This window comes from Stutzerimonas stutzeri, assembly GCF_038561965.1.
Taxonomy (GTDB): Bacteria; Pseudomonadota; Gammaproteobacteria; order Pseudomonadales; family Pseudomonadaceae; genus Stutzerimonas; species Stutzerimonas stutzeri_AA.
Window position 1 is genome coordinate 1,934,420 of record NZ_CP139348.1, and the last position, 21,489, is coordinate 1,955,908.

Genomic DNA, 21,489 nt, shown 5'->3' on the forward strand with positions numbered 1-21,489 from the left:
CAGACGATTTTCGGAGAGCCGAACATGAGTGTCCTCAGCGTTTATCACGAGTCCCGCCCCGATCAGCCGCTCAAGGTGCTGACCCACCTCGAAGACATCGCCCCGACGCTGACCAAGGTCGGTGTGCAGCTGGAGCGCTGGGAAGCCAGCGCACCAATCGTCGCCGGGGCCAGCCAGGAAGAGGTGATCGCTGCCTACCGGCCGCAGATCGACAAGCTGATGACCGAGCGTGGCTACGTCACCGTCGATGTGATCAGCCTGACCCGCGATCACCCGCAGAAGGACGAACTGCGCGCGAAGTTCCTCGACGAGCACCGTCATGCCGAGGACGAGGTGCGCTTCTTCGTCGCCGGGCGCGGGCTCTTCACGCTGCATATCGAGGACATGGTCTACGCCGTGCTGTGCGAAAAGAACGACCTGATCTCCGTGCCCGCCGGCACGCGCCACTGGTTCGACATGGGTGAAGAGCCGCACTTCGTCGCCATCCGCCTGTTCAACAACCCGGAAGGCTGGGTCGCCGAGTTCACTGGCGAGAGCATCGCCGATCAGTTCCCGCGGCTGGACGACTGAGATGCCGATCAAGGCGATCCTCACCGATATCGAAGGCACCACCAGCGCCGTCAGCTTCGTCTTCGATGTGCTGTTCCCCTACGCTCGCGAGCATCTGCCGGCCTACATCCGCAGTCACGCCGAGGCACCCGCGGTAGCCGCGCAGATCGAAGCGGTGCGCAGTGAAAGCGGGGAGCTCGATGCAGATATCGAGCGCGTCATCGAAATCCTGCTTGGCTGGATCGCCAGTGATCGCAAGGTCACCTCGCTCAAGGCCCTGCAAGGCATGGTCTGGGCCCAGGGGTATCGGGCCGGACAGCTCAAGGGGCATGTCTACCCGGATGCGGTAGCCGCGCTGCGCGAGTGGAAGGCGCGCGGCTTCGATCTTTACGTCTATTCCTCGGGCTCGGTCCAGGCGCAGAAGCTGATATTCGGTTGCTCCGAGGCCGGCGACCTGACGCCGTTGTTCTCCGGTTATTTCGATACCACCAGCGGGCACAAACGGGACATTGCGTCGTACCGGCGTATCGCCGAGGCCATTGGTGTTCCGGCCGTCCACGTGCTGTTCCTTTCCGACGTTGCCGAAGAGCTTGATGCAGCGCAGCAGGCCGGCATGCAGGTGTGTGGCCTGGCGCGCGAAGGCGGCGAGCTGGGCGGACATGAAAGCGTAGCCAGCTTTGCGCAGATCGACCCTGCCCGCTATTGAGCCGCTCTGAACCAGGGAACTGAACCCTGCCGCCGCGCTGGCATCCTACGTTACGTACCCACCCAAACAGGAGCGTACCCATGGGAGACGCCTTCGGCGGTATTTTCGGCCTGCTCATCCTGATACTGGATATCTGGGCGATCATCAGCGTGATTCGCAGTGACAGCACCAGCGGCAAGAAAGTGCTCTGGGTCCTGCTGATCGTCATTCTGCCAGTGCTCGGCCTGATCATCTGGGGAATCATGGGCCCGCGCGGCAATCGTCCCGATGCACGTGGACCTTACCGGCACTAACTGATGGAAAGCCTGAGCGCTCCGCTGGCGATCATCGTGCTGCTGCTGGACCTGGTGGCAATCGTCTATGTCTGGCGCAGCTCCATCGAAGTAGGTCGCAAAGTGATCTGGTCATTGGTGATCGTGCTGCTGCCGGTCGTTGGCTTGGTCATGTGGGCGGTGGCAGCGGGGCCATTCGGCAAGGCGCGGCTTTGAATCATGTGTCGCGCAGGCCTGCTGATCTGCCTGCTCTACAGCCTGGAACTGGCGCAGGCCGATGAACACGACGCATGGCAGGCATTGCGTGAAGGGCATGCCATTCTCGTTTTGCGCCACGCTACTGCGCCAGGTTTGGGCGACCCTGGTGGCTTTAACATCGACGACTGCAAGACGCAGCGTAATCTCGATGAACGCGGTCGTGCCGAAGCCCGGCGCTGGGGCGCGCGGTTACGGCAGGCCGGCATCACAAGCGCTCGGGTGCTGAGTAGCCGTTGGTGCCGTGCGCTTGAGACGGCGCAGTTCATGGCGCTCGGAGTCGTCGAACCATTGCCTGCGCTGGATTCCTTCTTCACATCGCCGATCACCGAGCGGCATCAGACAGCCGCGCTGCGCCGGGCAGTCGAGGTACTAGCGCCGGGCGAGGTCGCGGTGCTGGTGACTCATCAAGTCAATATCACTGCGCTGACGGGCATCTTCCCGCAATCGGGGGAGGGGCTGATCCTGGCTCGTCCGCTGGCAGTGCCTCCTGTGGTATTGGCACGCATCGCTCCGCCTTAGCCACCCTTGGTTCCCTTGGCATAGTTGTCCCAGATGTGGATGGCGGCGTAGGCCCGCCAGGGCCGCCAGGCTTCCGCACGTGCTGCAAGCGCCTTGGCGGCGATGCCGCCGTCGCCCCATAGAGGCGCCTTGAGCAAACCGAGATCGGCTGCCGGGAAGGCGTCCGCAACGCCGAACCCGCGCAGGGCGATGTATTCAGCCGTCCAGGGGCCGATACCGGGGAGTTCGCACAGCTGCTCGACAAGCACGTCGGCGCCGTCTTCGACATGCAATTGCAGCGCACCTTCGGCCACCGCTGCAGCGAGGCGGCGCAGAGCCTGCGCGCGTTTGGCAGGCATGCCGATGTTCTCCAGCGGGTCATCGGCGATTGCCTGGGCAGTAGGGAAGAGCAGCTCCAGCCCGGCTGGTGCGTCTTGCAGCGGCTCGCCGAGCCGCTCTACCAGGCGGCGAGTAATGGTCACCGCTGCCTTTACCGTTACCTGCTGGCCCACCACTGCGCGCACGGCTTGCTCGAACGGGTCATAGGCAGCCGGCAGACGCAGGCCTGGCTGAGCCGCGATCAGCGGACCTAACGCGGGGTCAGGGGTGAAGTGTGCTGCGATGGCGTGCGGGTCCGCGTCCAGATCGAACATTTTGCGCACCTGGCTGACGAGCGTCTGGGTCGCCTGTTGCAGCGAGTTGCTGAGCGTCAGTTCGAGCGCTGGGCGGTCAGCCAGTGTGCGTACGCTGAGCCAACCGCTAGCTGGGCCCAGACGCAGCGTACGCGAGTAGCCGTCCGGCTCCAGACGTTCGACACCTGGCAGCAGGCGCAGGGCGAAATGGCGATGGAATTGCTGCCAGTCCCAAGGTTCGAGGTAGGGCAGTTGCAAGGTTTCAGTCATCACCAGACCCTAGCGTGCGTCATTCACTTTGTCGCCCCGAAGTATGCTTTCGAACCCCATGGCTCCCCCTGTCATGTTGGCCAACGTAGAATCGTGCCTCTTTGCGGTGGGCGATTCGGTCGTCCTTCCCCTCAGCCAGCTCAGACGCCGGAGCGCTGCGCTCGGCGTCTGCCAACGGAGAAAGCCCCATGAGTGACTATCAGGAAACTCTCTACGAGGGATACGGCCAGCGCTTTCAGATCGACAAGCTGCTGCACGAAGTGCGTACCGAACATCAGCATCTGCTGATCTTCGAGAACGCCCGGATGGGTCGCGTCATGGCTCTCGATGGTGTGATCCAGACTACCGAAGCCGATGAGTTCATCTACCACGAGATGCTTGCGCATGTGCCGATCCTGGCCCATGGCTTGGCGCGACGAGTGCTGATCATCGGTGGTGGTGATGGCGGCATCCTGCGAGAAGTGGCACGTCATCGTGATATCGAGAGCATCACCATGGTCGAGATCGATCGCACCGTGGTGGATATGTGCAGGGAGTTCCTACCGAATCATTCCGCTGGAACCTTCGATGACTCGCGGCTGAATCTGGTGATCGATGACGGCATGCGCTTCGTGGCGACCACCGAAGAGAAGTTCGACGTCATCATTTCCGATTCCACCGATCCCATCGGCCCGGGCGAGGTGCTGTTCTCCGAAAATTTCTACCAGGCATGCCGCCGCTGCCTGAACGAAGGCGGCATTCTGGTCACACAGAACGGCACGCCGTTCATGCAACTGGGTGAAGTGCAGACCACTGCCAAGCGCCTGCATGGCCTGTTCGCCGACTGGCATTTCTATCAGGCCGCAGTGCCGACCTATATCGGCGGCGCCATGACCTTCGCCTGGGGCGCCTGCAACGTCGAGAGCCGCAAGCTGCCGCTGGTAACCCTGGCGCAGCGTTACGCCGGCAGCGGCATCGTTACCCGTTATTACAACCCGCACGTGCATATCGGCGCCTTCGCACTGCCGCAGTTCGTGCTGCATGCGATCGCCAAGCCCAGTAACGACTGAGGTCAAATGTGACGAGTGTCTCGAAAAGGGGCACGCCTCCTTGCTCGCTGACGCGACCCGCCCGGAAACGGTGCGGGCTTTTTTTCTGCGATCGTTAAACTGGCTGTTCTGAAAGGATTTGTTTTCGTGGCGCGGGCTTTGCACTGTGAATGGGCACGTATGTGCTCGAGGGCTTTGCATGGACCGCGTTTTCTACGATGAAATGTTCGACCCCCAAGGCGGCTGCCGACCCCACTACCAGCCATTCTCCAGCTGGTTGTCGAGCACGCCGGCCGACATGTTGGCTCAGCGCCGGCGTGAAGCCGATCTACTGTTCCACCGGGCGGGTATCACCTTCACCCTGTACGGTGATGAGCAGGGCACAGAACGTCTGATCCCGTTCGATACCATTCCACGCTCCATACCGATGAGCGAGTGGCGCATGGTCGAGCGCGGCTGCGTGCAGCGGGTCCAGGCGCTCAATCTGTTCCTTGCGGATATTTACCACGAGCAGCGCATCCTCAAGGCTGGCGTCATTGCACCGGAGCAGGTGCTTACCAACGAGGGTTACCAACCGGCCATGCAGGGGCTCGACCTGCACGGAGACATCTACGCGCACATCGCTGGCGTGGATCTGGTACGCGACGGTGACGGCACTTATTACGTACTCGAGGACAATCTGCGCACGCCCAGCGGCGTGAGCTACATGCTCGAAGACCGCAAGATGATGATGCGGTTGTTCCCCGAGCTGTTCGCCGCACAGCGCATTGCGCCGATCAATCACTACCCGAACCTGTTGCTGGAAACGCTCAAGCATTCGAGCCCGATGGATAACCCCTGCGTGGTGGTGATGACACCGGGTCGGTTCAACAGCGCCTTTTTCGAGCATGCCTTTCTGGCACGGGAAATGGGTGTCGAGCTGGTCGAGGGGGCCGATCTGTTCGTTCGCGACGAGCACCTGTACATGCGTACCACCTCCGGCGCGCGCCAGGTGGACGTGATCTACCGCCGGCTCGACGATGGTTTTCTCGATCCGCTGGCATTCAATCCCGACTCGACGCTGGGTGTGCCGGGCCTGCTCTCGGCTTATCGGGCAGGCAACCTGGTGCTGGCCAATGCCGTCGGCACTGGCGTGGCGGATGACAAATCGATCTACCCATTCGTCCCGGAGATGATCCGCTTCTACCTGGACGAGGAGCCGATTCTCGCCAACGTGCCGACCTGGCAGTGCCGCAAGCCAGACGAGCTGTCCCACGTTCTGGCCCACTTGCCGGAGCTGGTAGTCAAGGAAACACAAGGCTCCGGTGGGTACGGCATGTTGGTTGGTCCTGCGGCCAGCGTAAGGGAGATCGAGGCCTTTCGTGCCCGGCTGAAGGCAAATCCGGCCGCCTACATCGCGCAACCCACGTTGTGTCTGTCGACCTGCCCAACCTTCGTCGAAAACGGCATCGCACCGCGGCACATCGATCTTCGGCCCTTTGTGCTCAGTGGCCGCGAGACACGCCTGGTCCCTGGCGGGCTGACCCGCGTTGCGCTGCGCGAAGGCTCGCTGGTGGTCAATTCGTCGCAAGGCGGCGGCACCAAGGACACCTGGGTTGTGGAGGATTTCTGAATGCTGAGTAGAACCGCTGCCGACCTGTACTGGATGTCCCGCTATCTGGAGCGCGCCGAGAACATGGCGCGCATGATGGATGTGAGTTATTCGCTGTCGCTTATGCCGCAGAGCGGGCGCGGCGACGGCCTCGACGAGCTGGCGATGCCGCTGCTGATCACTGGCACCCTGGATGAATACCTGCGCCGCCACGGCCAGTTGAATGCCGAAAAAATGCTGCACTTCTTCGCACTTGAGGAAGCCAACCCCGTCAGCTTGTTCAACTGCCTGCGCCTGGCCCGTAGCAACGCCCATGCCGTGCGCGGCCGCATCACCTCGGATATGTGGGAGAACATCAACGCTGCCTGGCTGGAGATGCGTGGCATCGCCGAGCAGGGCTTGGGGCGCTACGGCATCAGCCGATTCTGTGAGTGGGTCAAGGAGCGCTCGCACCTGTTTCGCGGGGCTACCGTGGGCACCATCATGCGCAGCGATGCCTATCGCTTCATTCGGCTCGGCACCTTTATCGAGCGTGCGGATAACACCCTGCGTCTGCTCGATGCGCGCCACGAGTTACTTGGCGAGGAAAGCGAACTGCTCGATGACCGTTCGGCGCGGGCCTATTACCAGTGGAGCGCACTGCTGCGCGCGCTGTCCTCGTTCGAGGCGTTCGCCGAGATCTACCGGGGGTCGCCGCGTACGGCGAAGGTTGCGGAGCTGCTGCTGTTACGCGCGGACGTGCCGCGCTCATTACGCGCCTGCCTGGTGGAGTTACAGATGATTCTCGCCAGCCTGCCGGGCGAGAACGGGCGGCCCGCACAACGCTTGGCTTCCGAACTCGAGGCGGGTCTGCGTTACACCGCAATCGACGAGGTGGTCGAGTTCGGCCTGCACGATTGGATCAGCGTTTACATCGAGCACATCGGCCGGCTCGGCAGCGCCATTCACTCGTCCTATCTGGAGGCAGCATGAAGCTATCGATAAGCCACGACACCAGCTATCGCTACGAAGATCAGGTTCGCGCGAGCATCCAGTACCTGCGCCTGACCCCGCAGCAGAGCCAGCGCCAGCGTGTATTTAGCTGGGAACTCGAGTTGCCGCGCCCGGTGCGTGCGCAGCTCGATCCCTACGGCAACGTTCTGCATGTGCTGACGCTCGACGAACCCCATGACGAGATCGTCATTCGCGCCCGCGGCCAGGTGGAGATCGATGAAGCCTGCGAATGCGAAACGGACGACGCATCGCCGCTACCCTTTTTGCGCGCCAGCCCACTGACCCAGGCTGACGACGCCTTGATCGATTTTGCTCGGCTTCAGTGCGGTAGCCGTCGCGAGCGTGATTCGTTGGCGCAGCTGATGCACGCGCTCGCCGATCACATGGTTTACACCCCAGGAGCCACCCACGTAGAAAGCACGGCCGCGCAGGCGTTCGCGGGTCGTGCGGGCGTCTGCCAGGACCACAGTCACGCGTTCATCGCCTGTGCTCGCAGCCTGGGTATACCGGCGCGCTATGTATCCGGCTATCTGCTCACCGATGACAGTGACCACCTGGCCAGTCACGCCTGGGTCGAGGCCTGGGTCGAGGGGCTCTGGTACAGCTTCGATGTATCGAACCGACTGATCCGTCCGGATCGCCATCTCAAGCTGGCGGTGGGGCTGGATTATCTCGACGCATGCCCCGTGCGCGGCATGCGTCGGGGCGGTGGCTGTGAATCGATGCACGCGCGGGTTCAGGTCATGCCGATGCAGATGGCGCAGCAGTAGTTCTGGCGTTGCCTTGCGGCTGTGGCGGTTGGGTTACCATCCGCGCTGCCTGGGGCTGGCCCCTCACTCAAAAGAGTCCGAGTAATGACTTACTGTGTCGCCATGAACCTCGCCGACGGACTGGTATTCGTGTCCGACTCGCGGACCAATGCCGGCGTCGATCACATCGCTACGTTCCGCAAGCTCTACCGTTTCGGCATACCGGGCGAGCGCCTGATCGTGCTGCAGACCGCCGGTAATCTGGCCACCTCGCAAGCGGTAGTGAGCTTGCTGCGCCACCGGTTGGCTGCCGATGGCGTCAACCTCAACAACGTGCCCAGCATGTTCGCCGCCGCGCGCCTGGTCGGTGACACGCTACGCGAAGTCGTGGAGCACGATGCCTCGCCGAGCATGAACTCGGGCATCGACATGAGCAGCTCTTTTCTGGTGGGCGGGCAGATCAAGGGTGAGGTCCCTGAGCTCTACAACCTCTATCCGCAGGGAAATTTCATCAGTGCGACGGTAGACACGCCTTACTTCCAGATCGGTGAAAGCAAGTACGGCAAACCCATTCTCGACCGCGCGCTGCAGTTCGCCACTGGTCTCGAGCAGGCGCTGCGCTGTGCACTGATCTCCTTCGACTCGACCATACGCAGCAATCTCTCGGTGGGCATGCCTCTGGATGTGTTGGTCTATCGCAAGGACACTCTCGAGCTGCCCGCCGGCTATCGCGTGGCGGAGGGTGATGCCTATTACGAGGGTATTCGCGAGCAGTGGTGTAGCAACTTGCGACGAATGCTGGTTGAACTGCCATCAGCGCCGGGCCTCTATCTTGAGTAGGAGCCGTTGATGTGGCGTGACGCCATATAGCTCTCGCAGTCAGCTTCACGGCCTGCTAGCTTGTCACTGTGGACAGCGTCCACCGCGTTTCTCCGATTAGCTGTTGCGACTTCCGTTTGCCCGATGTCTTGACGACGGAGCCGACCTCCCGCTGAGCTCGTGGCAACTTCATCCAGGTATGAGAGGAGGTTGATTTATGAGCAGCACCTTCCACGAGGATGTCAGCAGCACCGTTCTGCGCCGGATGAAGGAGGGCGGTTTCGATTTCGCCCGTGTTCATCCCATCGAGTTCTATGCGGTGTTTCCAGAACAGGACCCTGCCGAGATAGCCGCGCAGAACTTTCGCGGCGAAACCATCAATACCCAGGTGTTTCCGCGTGAGGACGGGAGCTGGAATCTGCAGGTAAGCAAAGTGATGTACGCGACATTCAACGGCATCGGCGATTTCGAGCAGGATCTCGAGCATCTCGTCGAACCCCTTGGCGGTGTTCTCGATGGTTGGGGCGTCACCCAGGAACTTGAAGGTCTGAGCGTCTGATCCGTTTCACCCTCACCTGAAGCCGCTCTGAAGTGCCTGGTCCCAGGGAGGGACCGGGCCAAAGCGGTTCTTCAGAAATTCCAGCAGCAGGCGACTACGTGAATCCGCTTCGCGCGTCAGGCGCAGCGCATAGATGCCGCTGGCTTCCGGTTGCGGTAGACCCCCTTCGCAGAACAGTGGCAGCAATTCCCCGCGCAGCAGTTGATCGCTGATCAGCCAGGTTGGCAGGTGGGCGATGCCGAGCCCGGCCAACGCTCCGGCCAGCAGCGCTTCGGCGTTGTTCGCCACCATTCGCAGCCGACCCGGACGCAACAGCTGCGGCCGCCCATCGCGCTCGAAACGCCAGGCATGCGGCGGCGCCAGCGCGTCCCAGTCCAGCCCGTCATGCTCGGGCAGCTCTTCCGGTTGCAGCGGCACCCCGCGGCGTTCCAGATAGGCGGGGCTGGCACAGACGATACGCACCATCGGCGCCAGAGGTGTGGCGACCAGGCGGGTGTCGGCCAATGGGCCGATGCGTAGCACCAGGTCAACCTCGCCCAGGTGCTCGCCGTGCAGATCGACGAAGCTGTCGATCAGCCGCAGCTGGATGTCCACTCCTGGGTAGGCCTGAAGAAATTCAGCTAGCGCCGGCGCCAGATGACGACGACCGAACGGCGCTGGCGCGTCGATCCGGATGCGGCCCTCCGGCGCGCTGTCCAGCGACGTTGCTTCCGCACGTGCCAGATTCAGCTCCTTGACGATGCGCCGCGCGCGCTCGGCAAATACCAGCGCGGCAGGCATTGGCCGAACCGCATGGGTGCTGCGGCTGAAAAGCTGACAGCCGAGCGCCTTTTCGAGTGCGTCGATACGGCGCGCGACTGCCGACGGCGTCAAGCCGTGACGGCGCGCCGCGGCCGAGAAACTGCCAGCGTCGAGCACATCGATGAACAGACTGAGCTGAGCAGAAAGGGCATCGGGCAACATTGGGGGTTCTCACTTTTGCTATTTGCGCAAAGCCATTGTGCGTGGCTGTGCGTACCGGTGCCAGCCATGGCGGCGTAGCATAGGCGCCTCATATAAGCTGGAGCGAACAAATGCTGCTGGATATCGGATTGAACGTGCTGCTTGGGCTGGCACTCGGCACGCTCGGCGGGCTGTTCGGTATCGGTGGCGGATTGATCGCGATTCCGGTGCTGGGCGTACTGTTTGGTCTGGATCAGCAACTGGCTCAGGGCACCGCCCTGGTTATGGTTGTGCCTAATGTGCTGCTCGCCATCTGGCGTTACCACCAGCGCAATCGAATCGACTGGCGTAACGCCGTTGCGCTGGGCAGCACCAGCTTCCTTTTTGCGATCCTCGGGGCCGCCATTGCGGTGTCGCTGGACGCCGGCCGCATGCGCCTGGCGTTCGTCGGTTTCCTCCTGGCGCTGGCGGCGTATACGTTGCTGCGGGTGTTCCTGCGTCCGCCCCCTGGTGATGGGCAGTTGCGCCACCCCTGGCCCTGGCTGAGCCTGCTCGGTGCGGGCGCCGGCGCAGCGGGTGGCCTGTTTGGTGTGGGCGGTGCGGTGATTGCCACGCCGATTCTGACCAGCGTATTCGGTGCGTCGCAGGTGGTTGCCCAAGGTCTCTCGCTGGCATTGGCGGCGCCCAGCACTGGCGTCACGCTGGTCACCTACGCACTGCACGGCCAGGTCAACTGGCTGTTGGGATTGCCGTTGGCGGTCGGGGGGCTGCTGAGCATCAGCCTGGGCGTTCGGCTCGCGCATGCGCTGCCTGAGCGGTTGTTGCGATTGCTGTTCAGCCTGTTCCTGGTGGCCAGCGCAGTGTTGCTCGCGCTGGAAAGCTGATCAGTCAAAGCACGAGCGTGAGTGCCCAGCCGCCGTATGCGCCACCGACCACCACCAGCCATGGCGGCAGCTTCCAGTACATCAGGGCGGCAAGCGCGAGCAGCGCCAAGATGAAATGCTCCGGTGCCTTTATGCCGCTGGTCCAGACCGGGTCGTACAGGGCGGCCAGTATTAGCCCGACCACAGCGGCATTCACCCCGGCCAGTGCCGCCTGGGTACGTCGATTGCTGCGCAATCTTTCCCAGAACGGCAACACGCCGATTACCAGAAGGAACGAAGGTGCAAATACTGCCACCAGGCACAGGGCGGCACCCAGCCAACCGCTGGCGCCGACGCTCATCGATGCACCGAGAAAAGCCGCAAAGGTGAACAGCGGCCCCGGTACCGCCTGGGCTGCACCGTAGCCTGCGAGGAAAGAATCGTTGTCGACCCAGCCTGACGGCACCACCTCCGCTTGCAGCAATGGCAAGACCACGTGGCCGCCACCGAATACCAGCGCGCCGGTACGATAGAACGCGTCGACCTGGGCCAGGGCCTGGCTGCTGGTACCGCTGGCGAGCAGCGGTAGCAGGGCGAGCAACGAGACGAATACCGCTAGCGCCGTCAAGGCGGCGCGGCTTGATACGGCGACTGGCAATGCCACATGCGACTCGGTGACGATTGGACGGAATATCAGTAGCCCGAGCAGGCCCGCCGCGACGATAACCCCGACCTGGCCCCAGACGAACGGGAGCAGCAACACGGCGCTTGCCGAGGCCAAGGCGATGACCACGCGTGGTCCGTCCGTGCACAGGGTCCGAGCCATGCCCCACACCGCCTGGGCAACCACCGCCACGGCGACGACCTTCAGGCCCTGAAGCACGCCATGGGGAAGCGCTTCGCCCCAGCTGGCGATACCCAACGCAAAGATTGCCAGGGCGACCGCCGACGGCAAGGTGAAACCCGCCCAGGCGGCAAGGGACCCGCGATAGCCGCCGCGCAGCAGGCCGATCGCCAGGCCGACCTGGCTGCTGGCCGGCCCGGGAAGAAACTGGCAAAGCGCCACCAGATCGGCATAGCTGCGCTCGTCGAGCCAGCGCCGACGTTGCACGAACTCGTGGCGAAAGTAGCCAAGATGCGCGATGGGGCCACCAAACGAGGTCAGGCCGAGGCGGAGAAATACCAGGAAAATTGTCCAGGCATCGAGTCGGCTGATCGCCGGATCGTGTTGTTGGGCAGTTGGCATGTAAGGCCGTCGGGGTTGAGTCGGGCGGCCATTTTAGCCAGCGAACGTGTCAGGCTGGTGACGCGGTGACATACCGAGCATGGCCGCGCCGTTTCGAGGCCAGTCGTCGGCAACGAGAAAGAGTCGCTCCTGCTCCAGCCAAGCGCCGGTCGCATCCGGTTCGAGCCTTGCCAGCAGCTGCGCGCGCGCCTGCGCTGGATTACCTGCCAGCCAATCGGCAAAGCGGCTTGCATCCCACAATTCCGCGGCCGGAATACGTGCCGGTGCCAGCCAGGCTGCGCGCGCGATGGGCTGCCAGACCGCGTCGGGCTTCTCCGCGTTGAAGCCCGGCCAATCGGCCTGGCGCAGCCACCGCCCATGCAGGTAGTGCGGATTGGCGCCGAGAGGCGGCATGCAGCCTCGCGGCCAGGGCTGGAACAGATAGCCGCCGAGCCAGAAACTGCTGTGTACGACGCGGCCGGTGAGTTCAGCGAGCACCGCGAGCGTTGCCGGCTGGCTGCTCAGCGGCAACTGATGCTGGCACATGTGGGCCAGCTTGAGGTCGAGGCGGTCATGGCTGCCAGGCCCCAACCAATCGGCATGCGCGCCGCCACCGCCGTGGTCCAGGCCCAGATAGAACTTCACCGCCAGCTCCAGATGGTGCACGCCGTCGTCGTCACAGAACAGCAAGTCCAACTCGCCCAGGGTGGTGCCGTTCTGGCGAATCGGCAGGTTGGCCGCCAATAGCTGAATATCCGGCGCCTGGGAAAGCGCGTACTGCCACAGCCGCTCGTAATACAGGCCGAGGCGGCGAGTGCTGTGCAGCGATAACCAGGCCTCAAGGATGGATGGATCGGCGTCCTGCTGCTGCAGCCAGTCGGCCATCCGCTCGGGTTCGCTGTTCCAGCGGCTCGCACTCAGCGGATGCCGTTGGCATCGTGGCGCCTCGCTCAACAGCGATGGCGAGAGGATCGTCCAGGCGAGGTCGCGCACCTGCTGATGCTGGAGACGGCTGGGGAAATCGGCAAGACTGCGAAGGCTCATGGATGCAGCATAGCCGTCGGTTTGCCGATGGTCCGGCGTTTCGCCGATAATCCGTTGCGCTGAACACCATCGCCAATCAGGCCCTCTAACGTCTGTTGGCGGAATGCAGGCCCGGCGCTCATGGCGACTCTGCCAGCGTGCTGCGTGTTACTTTTCCAGCGTTGCGACTGCCCGCAACCATCCGCCCAGCCACACCAGGGAACGTCAATGGAGCAATTCCGCAATATCGGCATCATCGGCCGCCTGGGTAGCTCCCAGGTGCTGGATACCATCCGCCGGCTGAAACGATTCCTCGTCGAGCGGCATCTGCATGTGATTCTCGAAGAGAACATCGCCGAGGTGTTGCCGGGCCATGGCATGCAGACCTCATCCAGGCAGCGCCTGGGCGAATCCTGCGATCTGGTGATCGTGGTCGGCGGTGACGGCAGCCTGCTGGGCGCGGCCCGCGCGATGGCCAAGCACCGGGTGCCGGTACTCGGCATCAACCGTGGCAGCCTTGGCTTTCTCACCGATATCCGTCCGGATGAACTGGAGGAGAAGGTTGCCGAGGTACTCAACGGGCAGTACACGCTGGAAAACCGCTTCCTGCTCGAAGCCCAGGCGCGACGTTTCGATGAGCCGATCGGCGAGGGCGATGCGCTCAACGATGTAGTGCTGCACCCCGGCAAATCCACGCGGATGATCGAGTTCGAGCTGTATATCGACGGTCAGTTCGTCTGCAGCCAGAAGGCCGACGGCCTCATCGTGGCGACCCCCACCGGCTCGACGGCCTACTCGCTGTCGGCGGGCGGGCCGATCATGCATCCGCGGCTGGACGCCATCGTCGTCGTGCCGATGTACCCGCACACGTTGTCGAGCCGGCCCATCGTGGTCGACGGTAACAGTGAGCTGAAAATCGTGGTGTCGCCGAACATGCAGATCTATCCGCAGGTGTCCTGTGATGGCCAGAACCACTTCACCTGCGCGCCGGGCGACACCGTGACGGTGCGCAAGAAGCCGCAGAAGCTGCACCTTATCCATCCGCTGGATCACAACTACTACGAAGTGTGCCGGACCAAGCTTGGCTGGGGCAGCCGGCTCGGCGGAGGCGATTGATGCAGCTGGATCCCGAACGCGGCTACGACCTGATCGGTGACGTGCATGGCTGCGGCCATACCCTGGCACGCCTGCTGGACACGCTCGGCTACCGTTTTCAGGGCGGCGTCTGGCGCCATCCGCGGCGACAGGTGATCTTCCTCGGCGACATCATCGACCGCGGCCCGCATATTCGCGAGGCGCTGCACCTGGTCTACGACATGGTCGACCGGGGTCACGCCTACTGCATCATGGGCAACCACGAATTCAACGCGCTGGGCTGGTACATGCCAGCGCCGCCGGGCAGCGCTCGCGATTGCGTCCGCGAGCATTCGCCGCGTTTCGCCCGCCTGCTGCAGGAAACCTTCCAGCAGTTCGAAGCCTATCCTGACGAGTGGAAAGCCTTCCGCGAGTGGTTCTACGGCTTGCCGTTATTTCTCGAGAACGAACGCTTCCGCGTCGTGCACGCCTGCTGGGACAGCAGCGTGATCGCGCGCCTGCGACCGCTGCTGAACGATGACTGCATCAACCCTGCGATCCTGCGCGAGGCTGGCCTGCCGGGCACCTTCATCTGTCAGGCGCTGGATCGGCTGCTGCGTGGTACCGATATGCCGCTGCCCGAAGGAATGGTGCTGACCAGCGAGGAAGGCTTCGTGCGGACCTTCTTCCGCACCAAATTCTGGGAAGAGAATCCGCAGACCTACGGGGATGTCGTGTTCCAGCCTGACGGCCTACCGGACCACGCGGCGCGTATGCCGCTGTCGCAACAGCAGAAGAATCGCCTGTTCCTCTACGGGCCGGACGAGCCGTTGCTGTTCGTCGGTCACTACTGGCGTCGTGGCCAACCGGCACCGATTCGCGACAATCTCGCCTGTCTCGATTACAGCGCGGTGAAGAACGGCAAGCTGGTGGCATATCGGCTCGACCAGGAAACCCGGTTGGACCCTGCCAAGTTCGTCTGGGTCGATGTAAAGGCGGTGATCCAGTGAGCGTCTCCGTTGCCGAGGCGTTGCGCCTGCCATTGTCAGAAGACCTGAGCGGTTTCATCGCCCTGTTACGTCGTCTGCGAGTGCCATGCCGGGTGTCGGAAGAGGGCGATCAGCAGGTCTTGCGCGTGCCGGGCGAGGTGGTTGAGCAGGTCCGTGATCTGTATGCGCGCTATCCGCAGGGCGATGACAGCGTGGTCATCGAGCAGCCACGTCGGCGCGGAGGCTTTGTCGCAGCCCTGCGCGCCAACCCGCTGACTGCAGCAGTGCTGGTGATTACCCTGGTCGTCGCAGCGGTCACCATGCTTGGTGAGAATTTCGCGGCGATTCGCTGGCTGAACTTCGTCGACTTCCGTGTCGATGGTGAATACGCCTATTTCGCCTCGCTGGAGCAGACGCTTGCTGCAGGTCAGTGGTGGCGCCTGATTACACCGATCTTCGTGCACTTCGGCATCCTGCATCTGGCGATGAACAGCATGTGGTTCTGGGAGCTGGGGCGGCGCATCGAAGCGCATCAGCGAGCCTGGATGCTGCTGGCGCTGACACTGCTGTTCGGCCTGGTTTCCAATTTCGCCCAGTACCTGTTCGGTGGGCCTGGCATTTTTGGTGGGCTCTCGGGTGTGCTGTACGGCCTGCTCGGGCATTGCTGGCTGTATCAGAAGCTCGCGCCTAACGCCGCCTACCGATTGCCGCCTGGCGTGGTGGTGTTGATGCTGGTGTGGCTGGTGATTTGCCTGACCGGTGTCATCGAGGTGCTCAGTTTCGGCGCGCTGGCGATTGCCAATGCAGCGCATGTCGGCGGCTTGGTCGCCGGCTGCGTCACCGGTGTGATTGGCGGCATGCTGGCACGCCGCCGTTAGCTTGCGAGGCTTTTCCCTAAAGCGCGACTGCCCGGTAGAATGGCCGCTCGTTTCCCTCGGAGCTGGCCATGTCGACCTTTATCCAAACCGCCGAAAACATCACCCCGGAAATCTACCAGAGCCTCAAGCAGGCCCTCGAACTCGGCAAATGGGCTGACGGCCGCAAGCTGACCCCCGAGCAGAAGGAAACCTGCATGCAGGCGGTGATTGCCTGGGAGATGAAGAACCTCCCGGAAGATAAGCGCACCGGCTTCATGGGCGGTCAGGAATGCGCTTCCAAGAGCAAGAAGGCCGAGCCTGCGATTGATACCAGCCTGTTCTCGCCCGCTTCGGGAACCCGCCACTGATGCTTGAATTGGGACGCGGTGCGCTGAGTAAAATGTCGATCCAGCTGGGCGCGCCGGCGCAGTATTCCTTCCGTTTGAATGACGAACTGGTGCCGGTCAACCCGCTGATCGGCAAGACCCTGCGGCTGGAATACCTCGGTGCCATCAACTGCACCCATTGCGGACGCAAGACCAACAAGAGCTTCAGCCAGGGTTATTGCTATCCCTGCTTTAAAAAGCTGCCGCAGTGCGACATCTGCATCATGAGCCCGGAAAAGTGCCACCACGATTTCGGCACCTGCCGCGATCCGCAGTGGGGCATGGACTTCTGCATGACCGACCACGTGGTGTATCTGGCCAACTCGTCGGGTATCAAGGTCGGCATCACACGCGCCACACAACTGCCGACGCGCTGGCTCGATCAGGGTGCGAGCCAGGCGCTGCCGATCTTGCGCGTCGCCACGCGCCAGCAGTCCGGCATGGTCGAAGATCTGCTGCGCAGCCAGGTGGCGGATCGCACCAACTGGCGGGCGCTGCTTAAAAGTGACGCCGAGCCGCTCGACCTGATCGAGATGCGTGAGCAGATCTTCGATGCCTGCGCCGACGGCCTGCGCGAGCTGCAGCAGCGCTACGGGCTGCAAGCGATCCAGCCGGTGGCCAATGCCGAGGTGCTGGAGATTCGCTATCCGGTCGACGCCTACCCGACCAAGGTGGTCAGCCTCGATCTGGAGAAGACCCCGGTGGTCGAAGGCACGCTCAAGGGCATCAAGGGCCAGTACCTGATCCTCGATACCGGCGTGATCAATATCCGCAAGTTCACCGCTTATCAGGTCGCGGCAAGCACTACGGCGTAGGGTGGATAACGCTTCGCTTATCCACCGATTGACCCCGCCCTCAGGCTCAAATTGAGCGGCCGGACCATCGCGTGGAAAAGGCTGCGCCGTTTCCACCCTACAAGTCCGCTGCGACAGGCGCTAAGCTCGAACTCATCCGCAGCCCGGTGTCCGGGCTGACATCCATATTTCCGCTTGAAGCTTGCCGCTTGAAGCTCAGCCGACGAGGTTTCCATGCGTACCGAACAACCGAAAGTCATTCATCTGAAGGATTACCAGGCGCCCGAGTACCTGATCGATGAAACCCACCTGACCTTCGAGCTGTACGAGGATCGCACCCTGGTGCATGCCCAGCTGGTGATGCGCCGCAATCCCGAACGCCCGGCTGGCAAGCTGCCGCCGCTGGAGCTGCACGGCCAGGAAATAGAGCTGCTGTCGATTGCGCTGAACGATCGCCAGCTGGGTGCTGGCGACTACCAGATCAACGAAGACTGCCTGACCTTGCAGCCGGACAGAGATGCCTTCGTCATCGACAGCTCGGTGGTGATCCATCCGGAAACCAACACTGCGCTTGAAGGGCTGTACAAGTCGGGCAGCATGTTCTGCACCCAGTGCGAAGCCGAAGGCTTCCGCAAAATCACCTACTACCTTGACCGCCCGGACGTGATGAGCAAGTTCACCACCACCGTCAGCGCCGAGCAGAAGGCCTATCCGGTGTTGCTGTCCAATGGCAACCCGATCGCCAGTGGCAGCGAGGACAACGGTCGGCACTGGGCGACCTGGGAAGATCCGTTCATGAAGCCGGCCTACCTGTTCGCGCTGGTGGCGGGCGACCTCTGGGCCATCGAGGACAGCTTCACCACCATGAGCGGTCGCAATGTGGCGCTGCGCATCTATGTCGAGCCGGAGAACGTCGACAAGTGCCAGCACGCCATGGATAGCCTGAAGAAATCCATGAAGTGGGACGAGGAGGCCTACGGCCGCGAATACGATCTGGACATCTTCATGATCGTCGCGGTCAACGATTTCAACATGGGTGCCATGGAGAACAAGGGCCTCAATATCTTCAACTCCAGCGCCGTATTGGCCCGCGCCGAAACCGCCACCGATGCCGCTCACCAGCGCGTCGAGGCGATCGTTGCCCATGAGTATTTCCACAACTGGTCGGGCAACCGCGTGACCTGCCGCGACTGGTTCCAGCTGTCGCTCAAGGAAGGCTTCACTGTCTTTCGCGATTCGCAGTTCAGCGCCGACATGAACTCGGCGACGGTCAAACGCATCGAGGACGTCGCCTACCTGCGCACCCATCAGTTCGCCGAGGATGCCGGCCCGATGGCCCACTCGGTGCGCCCGGAATCCTTCATCGAGATTTCCAACTTCTACACCCTGACCGTCTACGAGAAGGGCGCCGAAGTGGTGCGCATGATCCAGACGCTGCTGGGCGAAGCAGGCTTTCGCAAGGGCAGCGATCTCTACTTCGAACGGCATGACGGCCAGGCGGTGACCGTCGACGATTTCGTCAAGGCGATGGAAGACGCCAACGGCGCCGACCTGACGCAGTTCAAGCGCTGGTACAGCCAATCCGGCACGCCGCGCCTGGCCGTCAGCGAGCAATACGACGAGGCGGCGCAGACCTATCGGCTGACCTTCCGCCAGAGCTGTCCACCGACCCCGGGCCAGCCGACCAAGGAGCCGTTCGTAATCCCGGTGAAACTCGGCCTGCTGGCTGCCGATGGTTCGGACATGCCGCTACGGCTGCAGGGCGAAGCGTCTGCAGCCGGGACCAGCCGTGTGCTGGCGGTGACCGAGGCCGAGCAGACTTTCACTTTCGTCGACGTCGCCGAGCGCCCGCAGCCATCGCTGCTGCGTGGCTTCTCTGCGCCGGTGAAACTGGACTACCCGTACAGCCGCGACCAGCTGATGTTCCTCATGCAGCACGATTCCGACGGCTTCAACCGTTGGGAGGCAGGCCAGCAGTTGTCGGTGCAGGTGCTGCAGGAGCTGATCGGCCAGCATCAGCGTGGGGAAGCGTTGGCAATGGACGAGCGTCTGGTCGAGGCGCTGCGCAGCCTGTTGCAGAACGAGACGCTCGATGCGGCCATGGTTGCCGAAATGCTCTCGTTGCCGGGCGAAGCCTATCTGACCGAAATCAGCGACGTGGCGGATGTCGATGCCATTCACGCCGCCCGTGACTTCGCTCGCAAGCGCATTGCCGATGCGCTGTTCGAGCCGCTGTGGCAGCGCTATCAGGCCAATCGCGAAACCTCGCGTAACACCGCCTATGTCGCCTCGGCCGAGCACTTCGCTCGTCGCGCGCTGCAGAACATCGCACTGTCGTACCTGATGTTGAGCGAGAAAGCCGAGGTCGTCGAAGCGTGTCTGGATCAGTTCGAGCACGCCGACAACATGACCGAACGCCTGACCGCGCTCGCCGTGCTGGTCAACTCGCCGTTCGAGGCGGAGCGCGACAAGGCGCTGCAGTCTTTCGCCGAGCATTTCAAGGACAACCCGCTGGTAATGGATCAGTGGTTCAGCGTGCAGGCCGGCAATCCGCTGCCCGGTGGCCTGGAGCGGGTACAGGCACTGATGCAGCACCCGGCGTTCACGCTGAAGAACCCGAACAAGGTGCGCGCGCTGATCGGTGCCTTCGCCAATCAGAACCTGGTCAACTTCCACCGCGCCGATGGTGCCGGCTACCGCTTTCTCGCCGATCAGGTGATCACCCTCAACGCGCTGAACCCACAGATCGCCTCGCGTCTGCTGGCACCGCTGACCCGCTGGCGCAAATACGACAGCGCGCGCCAGGCGCTGATGAAGGGCGAGCTGGAGCGCATCCTGGCGTCGGGAGAGCTGTCCAGCGACGTCTACGAAGTGGTGAGCAAGAGCCTCGCCTGAGTCCAAAGGCCGATCGCACAACGATCGGCCTCTGCCTCTGCCTCTGCCTCTGCCTCTGCCTCTGCCTCTGCTTCAATCGTAGGGCGGGCTTCAGTCCACCAAAGCAGGCCTTCGTCGATTCACCGTGCCGTCAGGGCACAGGGGACCGTGTCCCACTTAGAGATACTCTTTATTCGTTGCCGCCTGCCGTGACCATCCCTGACCCCACCGCGTCCGATCGTCACTTCGACGTCGGATCAGCCAGTCACCATACTGGCCACTGGCCTAATCACCCTGAGTGATCACGCGTCAATCATTGCGTAAGAGTTAACAATTCATAACGTCCGGCCAATTGTGCCTGTCTGCGTAAGCTGGCTAGGATGGCCGAGCCTGCACTACAGGCCTTACCTAATAAGAATAAAGGGGGTATGTATGAGTGAGCCCGTTCAGCGGCGCACACTATCCGGCCGCGCCAAGGTTCCGCACCAGGCGAGGGCGTCGCGTCTTCACTCATCGGTTGCCGGCATGCTTTCGCTATGCGGCACGTTCTCGCTCCTGCTGCTTGCGGCATCGGCACCCGCCCAGGCCGCTACCGATGGCCAGACTCGCTATTCGATCGAGTCGGCCAAAGCTGCTTCCAATCTTCTACTCGACATCACTCAGGCCGGTGACCGCATCGTTGCGGTGGGTGATCGAGGCCACATCCTCTATTCCGACGACGAGGGCAACAGCTGGACCCAGGCCAAGGTGCCGACGCGTCAGCTGCTGACTGCCATTGATTTCATCGATGACAAGCACGGCTGGGCGGTCGGACACGACGCGCTGGTGCTGGTCACCTCCGATGGCGGTGAAAGCTGGGCGGTGCAATATGAAGAGCGCGAGCGCGAGGCGCCGTTGTTGGATGTCTGGTTCGAAGATACCCAGCACGGCATCGCCGTCGGCGCCTACGGTGCACTGATCGAAACCGTTGATGGCGGTCAGAGCTGGGATGACATCAGCGAGCGGCTCGACAACGAAGACGGCTTCCACCTCAACGCCATCACCCATATTGAAGGCTCCGGCCTGTTCGTGGTTGGCGAAATGGGCGGCATGTTCCGCTCCGCCGATATGGGTGAGACCTGGGAACGGGTCGAATCGCCCTATAAGGGCTCGTTCTTCGGCGTGGTGGGCGGCTCTGAGCCCGGCGTGGTCGTCGCCTTCGGCCTGCGCGGTCACCTGTTCCGCTCCGTCGATTTCGGCGACAGCTGGCAGGCCATCGAACTCAGCAACGGCAACGGCCATACGCTCGAGTCCGGGCTGGCCGATGGCAGTCTGCTGCGTGATGGCCGCATCGCGGTGGTCGGGCATGGCGGCGCCGTGCTGACCAGCGACGATCAGGGCCGCAGTTTCAAACTCTTTAATCGACCTGACCGCCGTTCGCTGTCAGGTGTTAACTCCGATTCCCAAGGCAACCTGATCCTGGTAGGGCAGGGTGGTGTTCGCATCGCCTCGCCATCGGGCGCGGATCTGGCCCCAAAACAATAAAGCCGGGAGAGTCT

23 protein-coding genes are annotated in these 21,489 nt (G+C 62.7%); 19 read left to right on the forward strand and 4 right to left on the reverse strand.

The window, feature by feature from the left end; all coding sequences use genetic code 11:
* Window positions 1-24 precede the first annotated feature (24 nt).
* The 5 genes from SM130_RS08975 to SM130_RS08995 all read left to right on the forward strand — a co-directional run bounded on the left by SM130_RS08975 (window position 25) and on the right by SM130_RS08995 (window position 2,304).
* Window positions 25-570 carry a 1,2-dihydroxy-3-keto-5-methylthiopentene dioxygenase gene (locus SM130_RS08975; RefSeq protein ID WP_102823748.1) on the forward strand — a complete coding sequence of 182 codons (546 nt, stop codon included), beginning with the start codon at window positions 25-27 and terminating at the stop codon, window positions 568-570.
* 1 nt (window position 571) lies between these two features.
* Window positions 572-1,255, forward strand: coding sequence for an acireductone synthase (mtnC, locus tag SM130_RS08980; RefSeq protein ID WP_102823749.1), 684 nt, complete (start codon window positions 572-574; stop codon window positions 1,253-1,255).
* Window positions 1,256-1,335: 80 nt separating this feature from the next.
* On the forward strand, window positions 1,336-1,548 hold the full coding sequence (locus SM130_RS08985; RefSeq protein ID WP_102823750.1) for a PLD nuclease N-terminal domain-containing protein: 213 nt from the start codon (window positions 1,336-1,338) through the stop codon (window positions 1,546-1,548).
* Between the two features lie 3 nt (window positions 1,549-1,551).
* Window positions 1,552-1,743, forward strand: a complete 192-nt coding sequence (locus SM130_RS08990; RefSeq protein ID WP_102823751.1) for a PLDc N-terminal domain-containing protein — start codon at window positions 1,552-1,554, stop codon at window positions 1,741-1,743.
* 3 nt (window positions 1,744-1,746) lie between these two features.
* Entirely contained in the window at window positions 1,747-2,304 is a 558-nt protein-coding gene (locus SM130_RS08995; protein WP_102823752.1) for a histidine phosphatase family protein, read from the forward strand.
* On the opposite strand, the gene SM130_RS09000 is transcribed toward SM130_RS08995, so the two are convergent.
* A complete protein-coding gene (locus SM130_RS09000; RefSeq protein WP_102823753.1) occupies window positions 2,301-3,185 on the reverse strand; it encodes a DNA-3-methyladenine glycosylase family protein in 885 nt (294 codons plus the stop codon). The two genes, SM130_RS08995 and SM130_RS09000, sit on opposite strands and share 4 nt — an antisense overlap.
* A 188-nt stretch (window positions 3,186-3,373) precedes the next feature.
* Between SM130_RS09000 and speE the strand changes: the two genes are divergently transcribed.
* From speE to SM130_RS09030, 6 genes are all read left to right on the forward strand, one after another.
* A complete protein-coding gene (gene speE / locus SM130_RS09005; RefSeq protein WP_102823754.1) occupies window positions 3,374-4,234 on the forward strand; it encodes a polyamine aminopropyltransferase in 861 nt (286 codons plus the stop codon).
* 178 nt (window positions 4,235-4,412) lie between these two features.
* Window positions 4,413-5,825 carry a circularly permuted type 2 ATP-grasp protein gene (locus SM130_RS09010; RefSeq protein ID WP_102823755.1) on the forward strand — a complete coding sequence of 471 codons (1,413 nt, stop codon included), beginning with the start codon at window positions 4,413-4,415 and terminating at the stop codon, window positions 5,823-5,825.
* Complete coding sequence (locus SM130_RS09015) at window positions 5,826-6,776, forward strand: alpha-E domain-containing protein (RefSeq protein WP_102823756.1); 951 nt, start codon at window positions 5,826-5,828, stop codon at window positions 6,774-6,776.
* Complete coding sequence (locus SM130_RS09020; protein WP_102823757.1) at window positions 6,773-7,567, forward strand: transglutaminase family protein; 795 nt, start codon at window positions 6,773-6,775, stop codon at window positions 7,565-7,567. Before SM130_RS09015 ends, SM130_RS09020 begins: the two co-directional genes overlap by 4 nt.
* An 84-nt stretch (window positions 7,568-7,651) precedes the next feature.
* Window positions 7,652-8,386: a proteasome-type protease gene (locus SM130_RS09025; protein ID WP_102823758.1), complete on the forward strand. Its 735-nt coding sequence runs from the start codon at window positions 7,652-7,654 to the stop codon at window positions 8,384-8,386.
* 196 nt (window positions 8,387-8,582) lie between these two features.
* A complete protein-coding gene (locus SM130_RS09030; protein WP_102823759.1) occupies window positions 8,583-8,924 on the forward strand; it encodes a ribonuclease E inhibitor RraB in 342 nt (113 codons plus the stop codon).
* 12 nt (window positions 8,925-8,936) lie between these two features.
* Here SM130_RS09030 and SM130_RS09035 read toward each other — a convergent pair whose 3' ends face one another.
* Window positions 8,937-9,887, reverse strand: coding sequence for a LysR family transcriptional regulator (locus tag SM130_RS09035; protein WP_102823760.1), 951 nt, complete (start codon window positions 9,885-9,887; stop codon window positions 8,937-8,939).
* 110 nt (window positions 9,888-9,997) lie between these two features.
* Here SM130_RS09035 and SM130_RS09040 point away from each other — a divergent pair, with 110 nt between their 5' ends.
* On the forward strand, window positions 9,998-10,750 hold the full coding sequence (locus SM130_RS09040) for a sulfite exporter TauE/SafE family protein (protein WP_102823761.1): 753 nt from the start codon (window positions 9,998-10,000) through the stop codon (window positions 10,748-10,750).
* A gap of 4 nt (window positions 10,751-10,754) precedes the next feature.
* On the opposite strand, the gene chrA is transcribed toward SM130_RS09040, so the two are convergent.
* Both chrA and SM130_RS09050 read right to left on the reverse strand, forming a co-directional pair.
* Window positions 10,755-11,975: a chromate efflux transporter gene (chrA, locus tag SM130_RS09045; protein ID WP_102823762.1), complete on the reverse strand. Its 1,221-nt coding sequence runs from the start codon at window positions 11,973-11,975 to the stop codon at window positions 10,755-10,757.
* Between the two features lie 33 nt (window positions 11,976-12,008).
* Window positions 12,009-12,998 (reverse strand): DUF1853 family protein, encoded by a 990-nt coding sequence (locus tag SM130_RS09050; protein WP_102823763.1) that lies wholly within the window; start codon window positions 12,996-12,998, stop codon window positions 12,009-12,011.
* Between the two features lie 207 nt (window positions 12,999-13,205).
* Between SM130_RS09050 and SM130_RS09055 the strand changes: the two genes are divergently transcribed.
* From SM130_RS09055 to SM130_RS09085, 7 genes are all read left to right on the forward strand, one after another.
* Window positions 13,206-14,093, forward strand: a complete 888-nt coding sequence (locus SM130_RS09055) for an NAD(+) kinase (RefSeq protein ID WP_003280695.1) — start codon at window positions 13,206-13,208, stop codon at window positions 14,091-14,093.
* Entirely contained in the window at window positions 14,093-15,061 is a 969-nt protein-coding gene (locus SM130_RS09060) for a metallophosphoesterase (protein WP_102823764.1), read from the forward strand. The genes SM130_RS09055 and SM130_RS09060 overlap by 1 nt, the downstream gene beginning before the upstream one ends.
* On the forward strand, window positions 15,058-15,918 hold the full coding sequence (locus SM130_RS09065) for a rhomboid family intramembrane serine protease (RefSeq protein WP_102823765.1): 861 nt from the start codon (window positions 15,058-15,060) through the stop codon (window positions 15,916-15,918). Before SM130_RS09060 ends, SM130_RS09065 begins: the two co-directional genes overlap by 4 nt.
* Window positions 15,919-15,986: 68 nt before the next feature.
* Window positions 15,987-16,265 carry a YeaC family protein gene (locus tag SM130_RS09070; RefSeq protein WP_102823766.1) on the forward strand — a complete coding sequence of 93 codons (279 nt, stop codon included), beginning with the start codon at window positions 15,987-15,989 and terminating at the stop codon, window positions 16,263-16,265.
* Window positions 16,265-17,098: a DUF2797 domain-containing protein gene (locus tag SM130_RS09075; protein WP_102823767.1), complete on the forward strand. Its 834-nt coding sequence runs from the start codon at window positions 16,265-16,267 to the stop codon at window positions 17,096-17,098. Before SM130_RS09070 ends, SM130_RS09075 begins: the two co-directional genes overlap by 1 nt.
* 213 nt (window positions 17,099-17,311) lie before the next feature.
* Window positions 17,312-19,972 carry an aminopeptidase N gene (pepN, locus tag SM130_RS09080; RefSeq protein WP_102823768.1) on the forward strand — a complete coding sequence of 887 codons (2,661 nt, stop codon included), beginning with the start codon at window positions 17,312-17,314 and terminating at the stop codon, window positions 19,970-19,972.
* A 504-nt stretch (window positions 19,973-20,476) separates the two neighbouring features.
* A complete protein-coding gene (locus tag SM130_RS09085) occupies window positions 20,477-21,475 on the forward strand; it encodes a WD40/YVTN/BNR-like repeat-containing protein (protein WP_102823769.1) in 999 nt (332 codons plus the stop codon).
* Window positions 21,476-21,489: the final 14 nt, after the last annotated feature.

Coding starts and splice junctions, on each gene's coding strand:
- SM130_RS09010 (WP_102823755.1), top strand. CDS start 4,413: ATGGACCGCGTTTTCTACGATGAAATGTTCGACCCCCAAGGCGGCTGC.
- speE (WP_102823754.1), top strand. CDS start 3,374: ATGAGTGACTATCAGGAAACTCTCTACGAGGGATACGGCCAGCGCTTT.
- SM130_RS09015 (WP_102823756.1), top strand. CDS start 5,826: ATGCTGAGTAGAACCGCTGCCGACCTGTACTGGATGTCCCGCTATCTG.
- SM130_RS08975 (WP_102823748.1), top strand. CDS start 25: ATGAGTGTCCTCAGCGTTTATCACGAGTCCCGCCCCGATCAGCCGCTC.
- SM130_RS09085 (WP_102823769.1), top strand. CDS start 20,477: ATGCTTTCGCTATGCGGCACGTTCTCGCTCCTGCTGCTTGCGGCATCG.
- SM130_RS08985 (WP_102823750.1), top strand. CDS start 1,336: ATGGGAGACGCCTTCGGCGGTATTTTCGGCCTGCTCATCCTGATACTG.
- SM130_RS09060 (WP_102823764.1), top strand. CDS start 14,093: ATGCAGCTGGATCCCGAACGCGGCTACGACCTGATCGGTGACGTGCAT.
- SM130_RS09040 (WP_102823761.1), top strand. CDS start 9,998: ATGCTGCTGGATATCGGATTGAACGTGCTGCTTGGGCTGGCACTCGGC.
- pepN (WP_102823768.1), top strand. CDS start 17,312: ATGCGTACCGAACAACCGAAAGTCATTCATCTGAAGGATTACCAGGCG.
- chrA (WP_102823762.1), bottom strand. CDS start 11,975: ATGCCAACTGCCCAACAACACGATCCGGCGATCAGCCGACTCGATGCC.
- SM130_RS09035 (WP_102823760.1), bottom strand. CDS start 9,887: ATGTTGCCCGATGCCCTTTCTGCTCAGCTCAGTCTGTTCATCGATGTG.
- SM130_RS09000 (WP_102823753.1), bottom strand. CDS start 3,185: ATGACTGAAACCTTGCAACTGCCCTACCTCGAACCTTGGGACTGGCAG.
- SM130_RS09025 (WP_102823758.1), top strand. CDS start 7,652: ATGACTTACTGTGTCGCCATGAACCTCGCCGACGGACTGGTATTCGTG.
- SM130_RS09020 (WP_102823757.1), top strand. CDS start 6,773: ATGAAGCTATCGATAAGCCACGACACCAGCTATCGCTACGAAGATCAG.
- SM130_RS09030 (WP_102823759.1), top strand. CDS start 8,583: ATGAGCAGCACCTTCCACGAGGATGTCAGCAGCACCGTTCTGCGCCGG.
- SM130_RS09055 (WP_003280695.1), top strand. CDS start 13,206: ATGGAGCAATTCCGCAATATCGGCATCATCGGCCGCCTGGGTAGCTCC.
- SM130_RS08990 (WP_102823751.1), top strand. CDS start 1,552: ATGGAAAGCCTGAGCGCTCCGCTGGCGATCATCGTGCTGCTGCTGGAC.
- SM130_RS09070 (WP_102823766.1), top strand. CDS start 15,987: ATGTCGACCTTTATCCAAACCGCCGAAAACATCACCCCGGAAATCTAC.
- SM130_RS08995 (WP_102823752.1), top strand. CDS start 1,747: ATGTGTCGCGCAGGCCTGCTGATCTGCCTGCTCTACAGCCTGGAACTG.
- mtnC (WP_102823749.1), top strand. CDS start 572: ATGCCGATCAAGGCGATCCTCACCGATATCGAAGGCACCACCAGCGCC.
- SM130_RS09075 (WP_102823767.1), top strand. CDS start 16,265: ATGCTTGAATTGGGACGCGGTGCGCTGAGTAAAATGTCGATCCAGCTG.
- SM130_RS09050 (WP_102823763.1), bottom strand. CDS start 12,998: ATGAGCCTTCGCAGTCTTGCCGATTTCCCCAGCCGTCTCCAGCATCAG.